The sequence below is a fragment of the Actinoplanes sp. NPDC026623 genome, assembly GCF_040638275.1.
Classification (GTDB): Bacteria; Actinomycetota; Actinomycetes; order Mycobacteriales; family Micromonosporaceae; genus Actinoplanes.
This window is the reverse complement of the sequence record NZ_JBEZXZ010000043.1, coordinates 1-13,789: the sequence shown is the minus strand read 5'-3', so window position 1 is coordinate 13,789 and position 13,789 is coordinate 1. Positions and strand designations below refer to the sequence as shown.

14 protein-coding genes are annotated in these 13,789 nt (G+C 72.7%); 7 read left to right on the top strand and 7 right to left on the bottom strand.

Annotated elements, in window-relative coordinates:
- Positions 1-3: 3 nt before the first annotated feature.
- The 5 genes from AB0F10_RS15730 to AB0F10_RS15710 form a co-directional block, all read right to left on the bottom strand.
- Complete coding sequence (locus AB0F10_RS15730) at positions 4-993, bottom strand: endonuclease/exonuclease/phosphatase family protein (RefSeq protein WP_360624319.1); 990 nt, start codon at positions 991-993, stop codon at positions 4-6.
- Positions 994-1,026: 33 nt separating this feature from the next.
- Positions 1,027-2,214, bottom strand: coding sequence for a PQQ-binding-like beta-propeller repeat protein (locus AB0F10_RS15725; protein WP_360624316.1), 1,188 nt, complete (start codon positions 2,212-2,214; stop codon positions 1,027-1,029).
- A gap of 82 nt (positions 2,215-2,296) precedes the next feature.
- On the bottom strand, positions 2,297-3,118 hold the full coding sequence (locus AB0F10_RS15720; RefSeq protein ID WP_360624313.1) for an SAM-dependent methyltransferase: 822 nt from the start codon (positions 3,116-3,118) through the stop codon (positions 2,297-2,299).
- An 87-nt stretch (positions 3,119-3,205) separates the two neighbouring features.
- Positions 3,206-5,932 carry a discoidin domain-containing protein gene (locus AB0F10_RS15715; RefSeq protein WP_360624311.1) on the bottom strand — a complete coding sequence of 909 codons (2,727 nt, stop codon included), beginning with the start codon at positions 5,930-5,932 and terminating at the stop codon, positions 3,206-3,208.
- Positions 5,933-6,009: 77 nt separating this feature from the next.
- A complete protein-coding gene (locus AB0F10_RS15710; protein WP_360624308.1) occupies positions 6,010-6,753 on the bottom strand; it encodes a class I SAM-dependent methyltransferase in 744 nt (247 codons plus the stop codon).
- Between the two features lie 134 nt (positions 6,754-6,887).
- On the opposite strand from AB0F10_RS15710, the gene AB0F10_RS15705 reads away from it, so the two are divergent.
- Positions 6,888-7,322, top strand: a complete 435-nt coding sequence (locus AB0F10_RS15705; RefSeq protein ID WP_360624305.1) for a CBS domain-containing protein — start codon at positions 6,888-6,890, stop codon at positions 7,320-7,322.
- 208 nt (positions 7,323-7,530) lie between these two features.
- Here AB0F10_RS15705 and AB0F10_RS15700 read toward each other — a convergent pair whose 3' ends face one another.
- Positions 7,531-7,695: a hypothetical protein gene (locus AB0F10_RS15700; protein WP_360624302.1), complete on the bottom strand. Its 165-nt coding sequence runs from the start codon at positions 7,693-7,695 to the stop codon at positions 7,531-7,533.
- Between the two features lie 104 nt (positions 7,696-7,799).
- On the opposite strand from AB0F10_RS15700, the gene AB0F10_RS15695 reads away from it, so the two are divergent.
- From AB0F10_RS15695 to AB0F10_RS15675, 5 genes are all read left to right on the top strand, one after another.
- Entirely contained in the window at positions 7,800-8,225 is a 426-nt protein-coding gene (locus AB0F10_RS15695; protein ID WP_360624299.1) for a MerR family DNA-binding transcriptional regulator, read from the top strand.
- 80 nt (positions 8,226-8,305) lie between these two features.
- Positions 8,306-9,061 carry a molybdate ABC transporter substrate-binding protein gene (gene modA / locus AB0F10_RS15690; RefSeq protein ID WP_360624296.1) on the top strand — a complete coding sequence of 252 codons (756 nt, stop codon included), beginning with the start codon at positions 8,306-8,308 and terminating at the stop codon, positions 9,059-9,061.
- Between the two features lie 6 nt (positions 9,062-9,067).
- Positions 9,068-9,919 carry an ABC transporter permease gene (locus AB0F10_RS15685; protein WP_360624293.1) on the top strand — a complete coding sequence of 284 codons (852 nt, stop codon included), beginning with the start codon at positions 9,068-9,070 and terminating at the stop codon, positions 9,917-9,919.
- The gene (locus tag AB0F10_RS15680; protein WP_360624290.1) at positions 9,916-11,028 is read left to right on the top strand and encodes an ABC transporter ATP-binding protein; all 1,113 of its coding nucleotides are present in this window, start codon (positions 9,916-9,918) and stop codon (positions 11,026-11,028) included. The genes AB0F10_RS15685 and AB0F10_RS15680 overlap by 4 nt, the downstream gene beginning before the upstream one ends.
- Before the next feature lie 53 nt (positions 11,029-11,081).
- On the top strand, positions 11,082-11,504 hold the full coding sequence (locus AB0F10_RS15675) for a DUF1232 domain-containing protein (protein WP_360624287.1): 423 nt from the start codon (positions 11,082-11,084) through the stop codon (positions 11,502-11,504).
- Between the two features lie 9 nt (positions 11,505-11,513).
- Here AB0F10_RS15675 and AB0F10_RS15670 read toward each other — a convergent pair whose 3' ends face one another.
- Positions 11,514-11,696, bottom strand: a complete 183-nt coding sequence (locus tag AB0F10_RS15670) for a hypothetical protein (RefSeq protein ID WP_360624284.1) — start codon at positions 11,694-11,696, stop codon at positions 11,514-11,516.
- A 326-nt stretch (positions 11,697-12,022) separates the two neighbouring features.
- Between AB0F10_RS15670 and AB0F10_RS15665 the strand changes: the two genes are divergently transcribed.
- Entirely contained in the window at positions 12,023-13,741 is a 1,719-nt protein-coding gene (locus AB0F10_RS15665) for a hypothetical protein (RefSeq protein WP_360624281.1), read from the top strand.
- Positions 13,742-13,789 lie beyond the last annotated feature (48 nt).

Genomic DNA, 13,789 nt, shown 5'->3' with positions numbered 1-13,789 from the left:
CCGTCAGGCGCCGGTCGATCCGGGGCCCGGCCCGGAGACCCCGATCCTGACCCGCGCGGCGATGGGCAGGTGGTCGCTGCCGGTCGGGGGCAGCGACCAGAGCTCGGTGACGGTCGACGACCTGGCCATGATCTGATCGATCCGGGCCACCGGCAGGCGCGCGGGCCAGCTGAAGGCGAACTCGGCGTCCGCGGTGTTCATCAGCGAGCCGATCGGTTCGAGGCCCCGGTCGTGCACCGTGTTGTTCAGATCGCCCAGCAGGATCACCGGGCCGGGCGGCTCGGCGGCGATCCGCGCACCGAGCAGCGCGGCGCTCTCGTCACGCGGTCCGCAGCCGAACCCGGCGAGCCCGAGGCGCACCGAGGGCAGATGGGCCACGTAGACGGCGACGTCCCCCCGCGGGGTCCGCGCGGTGGCCCGCAGGCCGCGGTTCCAGTCGGCGCCGAAGGCCCTCGGCCTGATGTCCACCGGGGTCACGTCGGCGAGCGGATAGCGCGACCACAGGCCGACCGTGCCCTGCACGGTGTGGTGCGGATACTCCGGCGGGAACGCGGCGGCGTAGGCCGGCAGCGCGGCGGGGGTCAGCTCCTCCAGGGCGACCAGGTCCGGCCGGACCTTCAGGAGTTCGCGTACCGTGCCCGCGGGGTCGGCGTTCTCGTCGCTGACGTTGTGCTGGACGGCGGTGAGGTCGTAGGGCTCCTCCCGACCCGGCAGCAACTGGCCGCCGAAGAGGCCGAGCCAGGCCAGCAGCGCGAGCAGCACGGCGGGCAGCGAGATCGCCGGCCGGCGCCACAGCGCCAGGCCGAACAGCACCGGGACGGCCAGGCCGAGCCAGGGCAGGAACGTCTCCAGGAGGCTGCCCAGGTGCCCGGGCGTGTTCGGCACGGCGGCGTGAAACACCAGGAGGGCGGCGACGAGCACGGCGCAGGCCGCGACGGCGAGGCCGCGCCGCCGCGCGGTGCCGGTTCCGGCGGGCCGGCGTGGGAGTCGCACCCGGCGATGCTCGCAGCCCCGCGCAACCGGCGCTCAGGGTGCGTACACCCGCAGCGCCGTCCGGTCGGTGAGGTAGAGCTTGCCGCCGGCGACGACCGGGTGGTTGTTCATCGCGGCGAGGCCGCGCGCGGGGGCGGCCACGGAACCGTCCTCGGGGGACAGGAACGCGACCTGGCCGACCGTGCCGACGATGAGCAGGTCGGTGGTGCGGACCATCCGCTGTGCCCCGTCCAGGCCGCGCCACCACAGCAACTTCCCCGTCGCGGGCTCCCAGGCGCTGACGACGGCGACGCCGGCGCCCGTGTGGAACAACTCCCCGCCGCCCAGGTAGAGGCGCTGCCCGTCGTCGCAGACCGGGCCGCCCAGGCCGGGGATCCGCCAGAGCGGGCGGCCCGACGCCGCGTCCACCGCACGCAGGCCACGGGCGTTCGTGAGGTAGAACCGGACGCCGTCCGGGTCCGCCGCCTCGGCGGTGGTCTCGATGCCGGTGTGCCAGATCCGGCGGCCCGTGGTGATCGAGACCGCGGTCCAGGTCCTGGTGTTCTGGTCGGCCATCATCACCCGCCCCTGTGCCGACACCTGCCCGGCGAGGACGTCGTCGCGCTCCCACAGCAGGCCGCCGTCGGAGACCCGGAAGGCCACCGAGCCGGCCCCGGGATCCGGCCCGGCGCCGTGGTACGTCGCCGCGACCACCGTGCCGGCGTCCACGACGAACGAGAAGATGCGCAGGTCCGTCGGCTTGCGCCAGCGGACGTCCCCGGTCTTGACGTCCAGCGCGACCACGTGGGACGGGGCGCCGGTCCGGGGGTCGCACGGCGCGTCGACGGCGACCAGCCGGTTGCCGATCACCGCGATGCCGAGCGCGTCGAAGGACGCCCCGCTGAACCGCCAGAGCCGCTCGCCGGTCTTGGCGTCGCGCGCGGTGATGCCGTTGGTGGCGTAGTCGAGGACGAAGACGCGGCCGTTGGCGACCACCGGCGGCGTGCCGGCCCGGCTGCACGGGGCGCCCTCGGGCCCGGAGTCGACGCTCCAGCGCAGCTTCAGCCCCGCGACGCGGCGGGCGGTGACGATCTGCTCGTTCGGGTTCCAGGTGTTGTTGCCGGGCCCGTACCCGTCCTGGGACCAGGCCGACGACGGCGATGTGTCGGCGCGGGCCGGGACCTGCGGCAGCGACACGCCGGCGACGGCGAGCACCCCGGTGAGGGCGAGCTTGAGCAGCATCCCCTCATGGTCGCGCCTGCCCGGCCGGGTGCCGGTAAGGCGCGCGGATAAACGGACGAAGCGGACTATCGGGCCGCTCGGCTCAGGCCGGCTTGCGCCCGACGCCGGCGAACTCGGAGACCTTGTCGGTGATGCCGGGGTGCCGCGGGTCCGGGCGCCACGCCGAGCAGGTCACGACGCCGGGCTCGAGCAGCTCGAGGCCGTCGAAGAAGCCGGCGATCTCCGCACGGGTGCGCGCGGTGATCGGCGCGGCGCCGCTTTCGTTCCACTGGCGCATCGACTGCTCGACCGCGGGACCGTTGACCTCCATGGTCGGGTGCGAGATGACCAGGTAGCTGCCGGGCGGAACCGCGTCGACCAGGCGCCCGACCACCGCGCGCGCCGCGGCGTCGTCGACGATGAAATTGACGATGCCGAGCAGCATGATCGCGATCGGCTCGGTGAAGTCGAGCGTCTTCGCCGCGTCCTGCAGGATCCGCTCGACGTCGTTGGCGTCGGCGTCGATGTAGTCGGTGGCGCCCTCGGGGGTGCTGGTCAGCAGGGCCCGGGCGTGCACCAGCACCATCGGGTCGTTGTCGACGTAGACGATCCGGCTGCCGGGCGCGACGGCCTGGGCGACCTCGTGCGTGTTGTTGGCCGTCGGAAGGCCCGTGCCGATGTCGAGGAACTGCCGGATGCCCGCCTCGCCCGCCAGGTGGCGCACCACCCGGCCGAGGAACTCGCGGTTGGCCCGGGCGGACTGCACGAGCTCGGGCATGAGCGCCAGGGCATACTCGGCGGCCTCCCGGTCGGCGGCGAAGTTGTCCTTGCCGCCGAGCAGGTAATTCCACAACCGGGCCGAGTGCGCGACCTCGGTGTTGAGTATGGCGTGCAGCTCGGAACCGCTGTCCGGCGTCTGGTCCACGGCCGTGTCCCCTCGAATCGCGCATGATCTATGTGGACGGATCCTAACCCCGCGCCGGGCGCCGGGGGAGTACCCGTTGCGGTGGGGTCACCTGCCTATGACGCCGAGCTCCGCGGCGCTCGTCCAGGGTCCGCCGGTCACCGCCGACAGCGCCCGCAGCTGGACGTAGCGGGCGGTCCGCTGGCCGAAGCAGGCGTTCTGCTCGGCCGCGCTGTTCGGCCAGGTGCCGGTCGCCGCCGGCGTCCCCCAGGTCACGCCGTCGAGGGAGGTGTAGATCTGGTAGCCGGCGATCCGGCCGTTGGCGCTGTTCTGCCGCGGCCGGTAGTAGACGCAGCTGACGCCGCGCGAACGGCCCAGGTCGAGCTGGATCTGGTGCGGGTGCGGCGGATCGGCGGCCTTCCACTGGGTGTGCCAGTACGTGGCCAGGTTGCCGTCCAGCACGTTCACGCCACGGGCGTTCTCGCCGGCCGTCTCCTGGCTGTCGACCGAGCGGACCCTCATCGCCGACCGCGCCAGCCGCGGCGCCACGGCCACGTTGAGCTCGGCCGCCGACGCCCAGGGCTGCCCGCCCACCGCCGACAGCGACCGGAGCCGCAGGTACCGCCCGGTCCTGGCCGCGAACGTGACCGTCCGCTCGGCGATGCCGTCGGGCCACGTACCGGTGGCGACCGGGGTGCCCCAGGCCGTGCCGTCGGCGGAGACCGAGATCTCGTAGCGGGCTATCCGGCCGTCGGGCGAGCTCTGCGAGGGCAGGTAGGACAGGCCCGTCACGATGTAGTTCGAGCCGAGGTCGAGCTGGATCTGGTGCGGGTGCGGTGGGCTGGCGGCCTGCCGCTGGGTGTGCCACAAGGTGGCCGGATCGCCGTCGAGCGCGTTCGCCGCGCGGCCGTCGAGGCCGGACGTCTCCTGGCTGTCGACCGACCGCACCCGGATCCGCGACTGGGGCATCCGCTGCCGCGCGAACGTCGCCGTGTAGGTCCGGGGCTGCGCGGGCGCGACGACGACGTGCGTCTGCGCGCCCGCGTCGGACCAGGCGGCGTAGACGTACGGCGCGCCGCCGGCGTCCTGCGGGGTGACCCCGCTGACCGTGTTCTGCGAGCCTTGGATGACCGTACGGGTGAACGGGGTGGTCTGCACGGCGCTGCCCACCGCCAGCCGCAGCCCGGGCGGGTTGCTCTCGAACGTCAGGTCGACGGTGCGCGGGTCGAGGCGCCGGGTGCTCGTCGCCGACAGCCCGCCGGAGTCGGTGGCGGTCAGCACCAGTTCCAGGTACGACGGATATTCGTGATCGGGCGCCGGGAACGACGCCCCAGACACCCCGTTCCACTCCTGCACGGTGTGGATGTGGCAGTTGTCCGCCGTGAAGCAGTGATACTGCAGCAGCCGCCACCGCAGGGCGGACGCGGGCAGCGCGCCCAGTTCGGGGTCGGTGCCGTGCCCGGCGAAGGTGATGGTGTCGCCGACCGCGAAGGTGGTGCCGGCCGCCGGGGCGTCGACGAAGGCCGCCGGCGGGAGGTTGCCGGCCTGGATCTCGACGGTCTGCGCGTCCGCCGCGTCGAGGGTGTCCAGCACCCGCAGCCGCGCCGTGTACGGCCCGCCGGGCGGATACGTGTGCGTCGCGGCCGGCGTACGGGCGTCGACGGTGCCGTCGTCGGTGAAGTCCCACTCGTAACGCAGCAGGCCGGCGTCGGCCGGGTCCGGGTCGCTCGACGACCCCGCGTCGAAGGAGACGGTCAGCGGCCCGGGACCGGAGGTCGGCGACGCGACCAGGACCGCGTTCGGCGGCTGGTTGCCGGCGTAGTAGCGGATCCGGCGCACGGTGCCGGCCGCGTCGACGTAATACAGGTCGCCGCCCGGCCCGATCGCCAGGTCCACCGGATTCGCCGCCGCGGCGGCGAAGGTCACCCGGTCGGCCGCGACGGGCACGCCGCCGGGTGTGGCCGGCCGCATCGCCCAGATGCAGTCGCGGGTGTAGTCGGCGAAGAACAACGCGCCCTGGTACGCGGCCGGGTAATCGCCGCCCGCGGTCGGGTAGAACGCCACGCCGGAGACGCTCGAGCCGCCGGTCGGGCAGGTCTCCCCGGCGACGACCTTCGCGGTGTGCTGGTACGCGTAATGCGGCGCCGCCTGCCCGCCCGCGGCGTACAGGCCCTCGCAGAGGCTGAGGTCGGCGCTGTCGTAACCGCCCTGCCGGGCGGTTCCCTCGAAGCAGGGCCAGCCGAAGTTGGTGACCGCGGCGGTCGGGTTGCTCAGCCGGTCGATCTCCTCCCAGGTGTTCCACCCGACGTCACCGAGCCACACCTCGCTGGTGCCGGGCCGCATCGCGAACCGGTACGGGTTGCGCAGGCCGTGCGCGATGATCCGCCGGGCGATGGGGTCCGGCGAGGCGCCGGCCGGGTTGCCGGCCGCGGCGGCGCCGGTGAGCGGGTCCAGGCGCAGGATCGCGCCGCTGAGCCCGGCCGGGTCGGCCGGGGTGCGGACGTCCTGGGAACGCAGCGCCCCGCCCTGCGCGGTGGGCGGGGTCATCGCGCCGCCGGGCGGGTCGGCGCACGGGTTGGCCGGCGTGCCGAGCTGGCCGTAGTCGACGACGTTGTAGCTGGCGCCGTCGCCGGCGCTGACGTAGAGCATGCCGTCGGTGCCGAAGTGCAGGTCGCCGATCGAGTGCGAGGGGAACTGCTGGCACCAGTCGTGCAGCAGCACCTGCTCGGTGCCGGTCATGACGTCGCCGGCCGCCCGCAGGCGCGACAGCCGGCCGGTGACGACGCACCGGCCGCCGTTCGCGCCGCCGACCGCGCCGCAGTTGTCATTCCACACCGGCGCGACCCGGACGCGGGGGAACGGGTGGAAAGGAGCCCGCTTATCGCCCCTTCCGACTCTTGCCGCCAAACAGGTCAGGTGCGGCGCAACACCAGCGTCACGAAGCCCAGCACGTTCCGGTAGCCGCGCAGCCACCCTTCGCGGTGCTCGCGGGCGAGGGCGAGCGCGCCGGGCGCGTCGGGGTGGCCGGGATTGTCGAGGGCCCACTCGGTGAGCGACCCCGTCCACGACCATTCGTAGTTGTCCCACTCGGCGGTGTCGCTGACGTGTGCGTACACCGGCGTCCAGCCGGCGCGTTCGGCGACGTCGACCAGGGTGGCCAGGTCGGTGAGGTCCGCCGGCTTCGCCTGGAGCGCGGCCAGCGCCCCGGCGGTCGGCGGCACCTGCCAGAAGGACTCGCCGACCATCAGGATGCCGTCGGGCCGCACGTGCCGCCCGGCCGAATCCAGCGTCTCGGCGAACCCGCCGAACGCGTGCGTCGCCCCGACGCAGAGCACCAGGTCGTAGTCGCCGTCGGGCGGGTACCCGCGCGCGTCGCGCTCGTGCAGCGTCAGCCGGTCGGCGAGGCCGCGCTCGGCCGCGGTGACCTCCGCGCGGTCGAGGCCGTGGCGGCAGATGTCGACGCCGTCCGCGTGGCCGTCGGGGTAGTGGGCCAGGGCCCGCAGCGCCCACGCCGCCTCGCCGCAGCCGAGGTCGAGGATGCGGGCCGCCGGTTGCCGGCCGGCCCGGCGCAGGAGCCGGTTGACGTTGACACCGAAGACCGGTGCCGCGATCGGGTGGTGCGAGTGCGCGATGCTGCTGAGCCGTTGACGATCCACCGGCAAAGTGAACACGAAACCGTCAGACAACGCCCAGCCGACCCGCGACCCAAAAGTGGATGATGAAGCGCTTACCCCCGCGTAAGCGGGCCGCCGCACCCTAGGCTGTTAGGGACCAGGTCTGGGGAGGAATCATGCGTATCAGTGACGTTCTTCGTGTCAAGGGCGGCCAGGTCGTGACGGTGCCGCCGGAGACGCTGGTCGAGGCGTTGTTGACGGTGCTGGCCGAGCACCGGATCGGCGCCATCGTCGTCTCCCGGGACGGATCCTCGGTCGACGGCATCGTCAGCGAACGCGACATCGTGCGGGCGCTCGCCGTCCGCGGTGCCGCCGTGCTGGCGGAGCCGGTGTCGGCCATTCACACCGTGAAGGTGCAGTCGGTCTCGCCCGAGGCCGCGCTGGAGGATGTGGAGCGGCTGATGACCGAGCGGCGGTTCCGGCACGTGCCGGTCCTCGTCGACGGCGTGCTGAGCGGCATCGTCAGCATCGGCGACGTGGTCAAGGAGCGGATCGGCGAGCTGGAGACCGAGCGCTCGGAGCTGGCCGGCTACATCACCGGCGAGCGGTAACCCGCGAGCGCACGGCCCCGGTGGCGGCCCCGCCGCCGGGACCGTGCGATCAGGCGGTCCGGCGGGTCGTTGTAGGTGTGCAGCCTCCACCCGATGCCGGACAGAACGGCCCGCCGCAGGCCCCGGCGAGCGGCTCGCCGGGGTGCAGGCGGTGGTCGTGCCGCGCAGGCTGGGCAGCGCGCGGCCGGTGCCGCGCGGAACTCCCCAGCTACCACGACTCGTGTTGGCCGGCGGGCGCGGCCGGACAAGCCGGGGCGAGGGCGTCGACGACGACGGTCGCCGGGCCCGCCGCCGGGATCAGCGTCACGACCGTGTTCAGCCCGTGCGGCCATCTTCGAATCCGCTCGTCGCTCGGCGCCGCGTCCTGCCGCATGCATCCCAGGATGCAGTTGCGGCGCATGGACGGCTTGGAGCAGGCGCAAATACGATCCATGAGGGCTATTCGATGCCGCAGTTGCCGATCGCTATGGTAGCCGGGTGACGGTGTTTCGGATCGGTGAGGCGGCTGACCTGCTCGGGGTGAGCGCGGACACGGTGCGCCGCTGGGTGGACGCCGGGCGGCTGGCGGCGATCCGCGACGAGAACGGGCACCGGGCCATCGACGGCGTGGAGCTTGCGGCCTTCGTCCGGGCACCGGCGGGGGAGCCGGCCGGCCACTCGGAGGAGTCGTCGGCCCGTAATCGGCTGCGGGGGATCGTGACCGCGGTGGTCAAGGACACGGTGATGGCTCAGGTGGACATCCAGGCCGGACCGTTCCGGATCGTGTCGCTGATGAGCCGGGAGGCCGTCGACGAGCTGGACCTGCGGGTCGGCTCGGTGGCGGTGGCGGTGATCAAGTCGACCACGGTGGTGGTGGAGCGATCCACCCCGGCCGTGGCACACAAGGCGCGGACCGGCGCGTGAGCGCGCTGGGCACGGACCGAGGGAGGAGCAGGGTGGGCACACGTTTTGTTCGGATCGCGTTGGCCGGTGTGATGGTCCTGATGACCGCGGGGCCGGCGGCCTGCGGCGGCGATGACGACGCCGGCACGTCGCCGGGCGCGGGGTCGAGCAGCGCCGGGGTGACCGGACCGGTGACGGTCTTCGCGGCGGCGTCGCTGACCGAGTCGTTCACGCGGATCGGAAAGGACTTCGAGGCGTCCTACCCGGGTACGAAGGTGACGTTTAACTTCGCCGGCAGCTCCGCCCTGGCCACCCAGATCAACCAGGGCGCGCCCGCGGACGGGTTCGCCTCCGCCGCGCCCGCGCCGATGAAGACGGTCACCGACGCGGGCAACGCCGAGGGCACGCCGACGACGTTCGTCAAGAACCAGCTGGTCATCGCCGTGCAGGAGGGCAACCCGAAGGGGGTCAGGACCCTGGCCGACCTGACGAAGCCGGACGTCAAGGTGGCCCTCTGCGCCGAGCAGGTGCCCTGTGGCGCGGCGGCGCAGAAGGTCCTCGACACCGCCGGGGTGAAGCTGATGCCCGTCACGCTGGAGCCGGACGTGAAGTCGGCGCTGGCGAAGGTGAAGCTCGGCGAGGTCGACGCCGCGCTGGTCTACCGCACCGACGCCAAGGCGGCGGCCTCCGATGTGGACGCCGTGGAGTTCCCCGAGTCGGCGAACGCGATCAACGACTACCCGATCGTCGTGCTGAAGGCCGCGCCGAACAAGGCGGGTGCGCAGGCGTTCGTCGCGTACGTGCAATCCGGCAAGGGCAGGGCCGTGCTCACCGAGGCCGGATTCCAGGCACCGTAGGCGTTCATGGGCGCAACCGATCAGCGAGACGCGGCGACGCGGGCCGACCTGCCCGCGCCGCCGCGCCGGCGTGCGGTCGGGCAGCGCGCGCCGGTGGCGTTGCTGGTGCCGGCCGTGCTGGGCCTGGCCTTTCTCGTGCTGCCCCTGGCCGGGCTGCTGATCCGGGCACCGTGGTCGACCCTGCCGCAGCGTCTCGCCGAGCCGGGGGTGCTGACCGCGCTGCGGCTGTCGCTGCAGACCGCCACCCTCGCCACCGGCCTGTGCCTCGTGCTCGGCGTCCCGCTCGCCTGGATGCTGGCCCGGGCCGACTTCCGCGGCCGGCGCCTCGTCCGGGCGCTGGTCACCGTGCCGCTGGTGCTGCCGCCGGTGGTCGGCGGGGTGGCGCTGCTGCTGGTCTTCGGCCGCCGCGGCATCGTCGGCGAGTGGCTGGACGCGACCTTCGGCGTCACGCTGCCGTTCACCACCGCCGGCGTGGTCCTCGCCGAGGCGTTCGTGGCCATGCCGTTCCTCGTCATCGCCGTCGAGGGCGCGCTGCGCGGCGCGGACGTGCGCTACGAGGAGGCCGCCGCCACCCTCGGCGCGGGGCGATGGACCACCTTCACCCACGTCACCCTGCCCCTGGTCGCGCCGGGGATCGCCGCCGGAGCGGTGCTGTGCTGGGCCCGGGCGCTCGGCGAGTTCGGCGCCACCATCACCTTCGCCGGCAACTTCCCCGGCCGCACCCAGACCATGCCGCTCGCCGTCTACCTCGCCCTGGAAACGGACCTGCAGACGGCGATCGTACTCAGCCTCGTCCTGCTCACCGTCTCCGTCGCGATCCTCGCGGGCCTGCGCGACAAGTGGCTCATCAATTCATGACCGACCTTCAGATCGAATCACCCGCCGGGGCCCTCGACGCCCGCCTTGTCGTCGACCGGGGCGGCTTCCGGCTCGACGTGGCGCTGCGGATCGCGCCGGGTGAGGTGATCGGGCTGCTCGGCCCGAACGGCGCCGGCAAGACCACCGCGCTGCGCGCGCTGGCCGGGCTGCAGCCGCTGACCGCCGGGCACATCACCCTCGCCGGCGACGATCTGGACCGGCCCGGGCAGCGCCGGTGGACGCCGCCCGAGCACCGCCCGATCGGCGTGGTGTTCCAGGACTACCTGCTCTTTCCCCACCTGACCGCGCTGGACAACGTCGCCTTCGGCCTGCGCCGGCACGGCGCCGACCGGCGTACCGCCCGGGGGCAGGCCGCCGGCTGGCTGGCCCGGGTCGGCCTGGCCGAGCAGGCACGGTCCAAGCCGCGGCAGCTGTCCGGCGGGCAGGCCCAGCGGGTCGCCCTGGCCCGGGCCCTCGCCGTGCACCCGATGTTGCTGCTGCTGGACGAGCCGCTCGCCGCCCTGGACGCGCGTACCCGCCTGGACACCCGCGCCGAGCTGCACCGCCACCTGGGCGACCACCCCGGCGCCACGCTGCTGGTCACCCACGACCCGCTCGACGCGCTCGTGCTCGCCGACCGCCTCGTCATCATCGAGCACGGCCGCGTCGTGCAGGAGGGTGACGCGGCCACGATCACCGCACAGCCCCGCACCGATTACGTCGCCCGGCTCGTCGGACTCAACCTCTACCGCGGCGTCGCCGACGGCCACACCGTCCGCCTCGGCGACGACATCGCGCTGACCGTCGCCGACTCCTTGCACGGCGCCGCCTTCGTCGCGTTCTCGCCCGCCGCGGTCGCGCTGCACCCGCACCGGCCCGACGGCAGCCCGCGCAACACCTGGCCGGCCACCATCACCGGCATGCAACGCCACGGCGACAACCTGCGCGTCCAGCTCGCCGGCCCGATCGTCGTGGCCGCCGACATCACCCCGGCGGCCGCCGCCCACCTGGAACTCGCGCCCGGCCGGACGGTGTGGGCCGCGGTCAAGGCCACCGAGACCCGCGCCTATCCCGCCGACTCCGACACCTCGGCGCCGGCGGAAGCCTGACGGCGCGGGTTACTCCTGCGGCGGAGCCGGACCCGCCGGTACAGTCCACGGCGATGGACGTGGTGTGGAGGGGACTGGCCGGCGCCGCGCTCGGTCTGCTCCTGATCTGGCTGGTGCTGATCTCGGTGCTGTTGCTCGCCGGCCGTGGCTACGAACGACCCGGCCTGCGTGAACTGCTGCGGCTGCTCCCGGACCTGCTGCGCCTGCTCAAACGGCTCGCCGGCGACCGGAATCTGCCGCGGGGCGTGCGGGTGCGGCTGTGGCTGCTGCTGGCCTACCTCGCCATGCCGATCGACATCATCCCGGACTTCATCCCCGTCATCGGCTACGCCGACGACGCGATCATCGTGGCGCTGGCCCTGCGCTCGGTGGCACGCCGGGCCGGCGTGGGGGCCATGCGGCAACACTGGCCCGGCACGCCGGGCGGCCTGGCCGCGGTCCTGCACGCGGCGGGCATCCCCGGCCGGCCGGACTGAAATCAGGCCTCAGCGCTGCTCGATCTCGACCAGGGGCCTTCCCTCGATCCAGCTCTCCAGGCTGCCGGCCCAGCTCAGCCTCGGCACGATCTCGCCGAACACCCGCGCACGCTCCTCCGGGTCGGTCACCGCCCGGGCGCGGGCCCGGAGGTCACGGTCCTCACCTCGGTACGCCCGGCGTTGACGTGTCATGTGTACCGGTAGTGTCCCGGAACTTTCGGGTCTGGTGCCCCATTGCCCGCCCGCCAGCGGCATACCTACCGTCTAACCATCGGATGTTGTGGTCCACAACAAACTCGAAACCTCCCGGTAGTGAAGGTCCCGCAACGCTCCTCTGTTCACGAGGGTGTCGCGGATCTGCTTCGGGCGCGACCTGGCAAAAGCCGGGTTCGCAATTCGGTCCCATCGATTTCCCGCCCGACTCTGTGCTGCCCATGGCGGCACCGACCAAAGGGAGCATCATGAAAAGAAGCAGACGACCGACGCTCGCCGGGGGCGTTCTCGCCCCGCGATCCGGCGTGAGGTCGAAGGCTCGCCGGCTGGGTGCCGCGGTGCTCAGCGCCGGGCTGGGCGTCGCCGCCGCGGCGTTCCTCGTGCCGGACGTCGCCGCGGCTAACCCTCCTGGGCCGACGTTCGCCACGTCGAACAACTCGTCCGACCCGTTCGCGTTCAAGTGCAAGCGCAGCGCCCCCGGCAGCGTCGAGGGCTTCTGCATGGTGACATCGCAGGACCTCTTCGAGGGGCCGTTCGACGTGGACGGCCCCGGGGAGAACTACTACCCGATGAGCCAGACGATGGCGTATTTCTCCCCCGACGGCCTCAATTGGACCGCGTCGAACACGGCGCTCACCGAGGCAACGATCGGCAGGTCGGGCACCAAACACCTGTGGGCACCGGCCGTGCGCCGGGTGAAGAACCCCGTCGGACCGACGAACCCGCAGGACTACTACCTGTACACCCCCGATCTGACCGACAAGAACGACAAGTACTCCTCGAAGATCTTCGTCACGAGCTCCACCGACCCCATCTCGGGGTACGGCACCGTCAACCTCCCCGGCAACACGGTCAAGTTCAAGCAGCTCAACGGCGTCGGCTACATGTCCGACCCCGAGGTCTTCGTGGACGGCAGCGACCTCAGCACCCCGGACAGCACCAACCAGTACCTGCTGTGGGCCGACGGTGACAAGGACTCCTGCGGCGGCATGTCGCTGCGCCACATGTCCGGTCACACCGCCCTGGACGGCAACTTCACCGACCCCAGCCAGGCCTGGCTGAGCATCGGCGGCCCGCTGGAGGCCGACATGGGCAACTGCGTCAAGGAGAAGGTGGGCGGCGGCGGTGGCGGCGTGGGCACCGAGGTCCACCGTCCGTACCTCGAGGGCGGTTCCATCTTCAAGACCAGCAACTGGCTGTCCAGCAGGACCCACAGCCTGCCCGGTCCGTACGTGATGGTGTTCGCCGCCAAGCCGGAGTTCACCCCGGCCGTCTGCCAGCAGCCCGGCCAGCCGAACACGGACCTGTCGGTCATCGCCTACGCGACCGCCGGCTCCGTGACCGGCCCGTGGACCTACCAGGGCATCATGATGTGCGGCAGCGACAGCGAGTGGACCAACCAGGCGACCATCGAAGAGGTCCAGGACGTCAACGGCCGCCCGCACCTGGTGCTCGTCTACCACGACGGCGTCAACACGGACTCCCGCAACCGCAAGCTGCGCTCGGAGTGCCTGCTGACGGACAGCCATGGAAAGTTCCTGCTGACCTCCCGCTCGCCCGAGGGTGCCGCGAGCACCTCCGGTGCCCCCGCGTGGTGCGTGACGCCGGGCAAGACGAACATCGTGGCGCTCAGGTCGGTGGGCACGAACAACTTCGTCAGCAGCCCCGGGGGAGCCAGCCAGCTGAGGGCGACGGGTAGCTACGTCGGGCTGTGGGAGCAGTTCGGGCTCAACACCGGTGACCAGGTCAACTTCTACTACCTGCTGTCCCGCAACCCGGGCAACCAGTGGGTGCAGGTGAACCGGAACGACGGGAACAAGGTCATGACCCGGGGAGCCGCCGCCGGCGAGTGGGAGGGCATCCGCCCGGTGCAGGCGGTCGGCGCGCCGATGACCACCTACAACCTCAGGGACTCGGCGGGCAACTTCTGGCACGTGAACCCGGACGGCAACATCACCGCCTCCCCGGGCACCCCGGGCGCGGGCGACACGAACGCCCAGTTCAGATTCGAAAGCCTGTGGTGAAATCGGCCTAGCCCGACCAGAGGGCGCCCGCGCGATGGTTCGCGCGGG